The organism is Flavobacterium rhamnosiphilum (genome assembly GCF_004349195.1).
Classification (GTDB): domain Bacteria; phylum Bacteroidota; class Bacteroidia; order Flavobacteriales; family Flavobacteriaceae; genus Flavobacterium; species Flavobacterium rhamnosiphilum.
On record NZ_SMLG01000027.1, the window covers coordinates 1 to 2,968 of the forward strand.

Annotated in this window: 3 protein-coding genes; 1 reads left to right on the plus strand and 2 read right to left on the minus strand. The window is 32.9% G+C overall.

The features are described 5' to 3' along the window. A partial coding sequence (locus E0I26_RS16550) for a hypothetical protein (protein ID WP_165929469.1) occupies positions 1–377 on the plus strand: 377 nt, incomplete at its 5' end. Between the two features lie 789 nt (positions 378–1,166). Here E0I26_RS16550 and E0I26_RS16325 read toward each other — a convergent pair. Next, positions 1,167–1,856 carry a nucleotidyl transferase AbiEii/AbiGii toxin family protein gene (locus E0I26_RS16325; RefSeq protein WP_131917507.1) on the minus strand — a complete coding sequence of 230 codons (690 nt, stop codon included), beginning with the start codon at positions 1,854–1,856 and terminating at the stop codon, positions 1,167–1,169. Beyond that, positions 1,849–2,370, minus strand: a complete 522-nt coding sequence (locus E0I26_RS16330) for a hypothetical protein (protein ID WP_131917508.1) — start codon at positions 2,368–2,370, stop codon at positions 1,849–1,851. Before E0I26_RS16330 ends, E0I26_RS16325 begins: the two co-directional genes overlap by 8 nt. Between the last annotated feature and the right edge of the window lie 598 nt (positions 2,371–2,968).

The following is a 2,968-nucleotide window of genomic DNA, read 5'->3' on the forward strand; positions in this document are numbered from 1 at the left end:
GAGCTAACCCGTTTGTCAACCAATACCAATTACGAAGAATATTAAAAGAATTGCAAGAAATAGAATTTATAGAAACAACCGGAAAAACTTCAGGAGTTAAATATATTATCCATAAAAACAAATTAGCATCTACAGAAGATAAAATCAGCTATTCCAAATTAAAGAAGCAAGAAAAAGCCAGGCAGATTGAAGCAATTATCAGATACCTTGACAGTGCAGATGAAATAGACAATGAAGCTGCCAGAAAGTTGCTTAATCTGCCGGACTCGGATGTGTCCTATATTTCAAGACTTTTTGCTGAAATGATAGAAAAGGGATTTGTAGAAATTGCAAGAGAGATAAAACACAACCAAAGAACTTATAAAATTAAAAAATGATTGCAAAGAAAAAAATACTGATAATCAATAGTTTACAGGTGTTTTCTTTGCAGGTTTCTTTGCAATTTTGCGAACTTTCCGTAAAGAATATCGATGTGTTTTGGGGCTGTTAGAATACATTTTCTTTACAAATCCTTTGCGAAAAGATTAGCTTTTTTAGTAATGTTTCAAACAAAAAAGTATTGTATATCAATTTATTACGATACAGATCATTTGAAATCTTGTTTGCAAAAATAACAACTTTTTTGAGCCTTTCAACAACTTTTGCAAAGAACAATTGTATAAGTAGTGTTGATTATTTTTCAGGTTCAGGAGGTATTAATCAATGTAAAAACTCTCTCTTAGTTTAATTCCAGAAGATTGGGTTTGGATTCAAAAAAAAACTTTTTAAAATAATTGAATCTAATAGCTTAATGTATAGTTTTGAATTATTAAGGTATAAATGAAGTTGTTTTCATTTCAATTGCTATTGTTTTTGAAATCTAATTTTGGTTTATTTTTGAGTGGTGGTAGATTTCTCATTGACAGTCACGGAATGCAATATTGCGACATCAGGGATACTTTGTTTTTTGTGTAACTGCGGTGACTATATTTTATATTTACCGCAAAAATGCGGTGATAACTGTACGTTAATCACCGCATTTATAATTAAAGCGATATTGCAGGTTATAAGTTGTGAACTAGTAGCTTACTAGTAAAAAAGAATAGCATATCTTATAATTAGTTGTACTCATTTATTCTATTTTTAAAGCGTTAAACCAGTTGTAAAAAGCTTCTAGGTTATTTTTTTTATTTTGTAATTTTTTCAATTTTTTCCATCAACATTCCAAACCTTTCTTCTCTTACCAATGGATGGATGTGCATGGCTAAAATTTCGTTTGCTTGAGGATGGTTTTTTATGGCGTTTATTTCTTGTTTTATGTATGTTCTAACATCTTCATCGGCAGCGAGTATTTCTTCTACAATTGAGGTTCTGTTGTCTAATAGGTAGATGATGTCTTCGTAATCGTGGCTACCGTAGAAATCATTCGCACCTCTGTCTTTAAATGCTTCTAATTTCGTAGCAAGGAAATAGGGTGAAGGTAAAATGTTTATGCTAACTCTTTCAGGCAATTCAATTTGTTGAAGGTATTTAAAGCCTGGTTTGTACCATATATTAGAAACTCCGATGCTACTGTCTTCTGCAGGCATTATGTCTATTGCTATTTTATCATATTTGTATGAACAAATCGAATGTCCTTCAGGATCTGGATAAAATTTTAATTCTGCCAAGCGTTCTTGCATTTGCGCCCATTCGTTATAGTTAGCTAAGTTTATGGTCATGTCTATATCTGAAGTCGGTCTGATTTCTTCTGCAGCTGGGTCATCGGTGTACAAGCTAATCACTGCTCCACCAATGAATACCATTTTCTCTCTCAGTTCTTCTAGGCCTATCGCTACTTGAGCTACTAAAGCTAGATTTATTATTTTATTATGCATTTAATATTCTTTTTTCCAGTTCTTTTTTCGCTATTTCTTTTTCTCTTACTCTACCTACTCTCAATGCATCGACCATTGCCAGTAGTTCGTATAGTATGTTGTCTTTTAGTACTGCTTGTACTACTGTATTGTATAACGGTTCGATGGCCTGACCTCTCTCATTTCCTCTAGCGTAAGGCCAAACATATTTTTCTGAGGCATTTATAATTTTATTTAACGGTTCTGCGGAATGTGCTGTTAGTACACCTCTTACTATTGGTCCAGGGTGTTGTGGAAACGCATAGCTTATGCCATGGATGATGAATTCATTGAATGCTATACGGTTTACTTTTTTTCTTGCGTCATCAATTAAGCCTGCATATTTGGAACGATTGAGAGATTGACTGACTTCTGATTGGCTCATTCCCAATTCTTCTGCCAGTGTATGGTGAAACCAGACTTTGTTTCCTAAAGCGATAATCTTTAGAAGGATTACTATGTCTTGTGGCTTTAGATTATTTTTTATTTGTGCCATTTTGTTTATATTGCATATTGCGATATGCAATATTACATAATTTTGCACTATAAAACAATTGTTTACGATTTTATATCGCATATCGCGATATGCGATATAAGGGTGTGTCTATTAATCCTAGTTATTATACATAGAGACTTTTTTGCAAACCCGCGATCGGGGTTTGTTTTAGATTGGTGAGGTACTTTGTGGTCACGCAGCATGTTCTAAATACATTCACAGAAAAAGTCGGGAGACTTTTATCCTAATTTATGGTTTTCTAGAGTTTTATCAAAATCGCCAAATGCTCACATAACTGATGTTAATATCATTAAAGGAAAAATAACTCAATTAAGAGTTTTAAATCCTGAGATTTTACTAATAACAAACGGTCATGACTTGGTAAATACATTCTCAAACTATTTTAAAAACATTTCAGGAATTAAAGGTCTTTCAGATGAAAATATTGCACGTATTTTAAGAGTTACATTTAATATAAATCATCTAAAAAAAACATTATTGTATGCCAATCTAGAAGAATGGTGTGGTAATAACAATACAACGATTTTTACCGAATAAGCCAGTGCCTAACAGCTGTTTTGCCCCGCTAGCGCTCGCC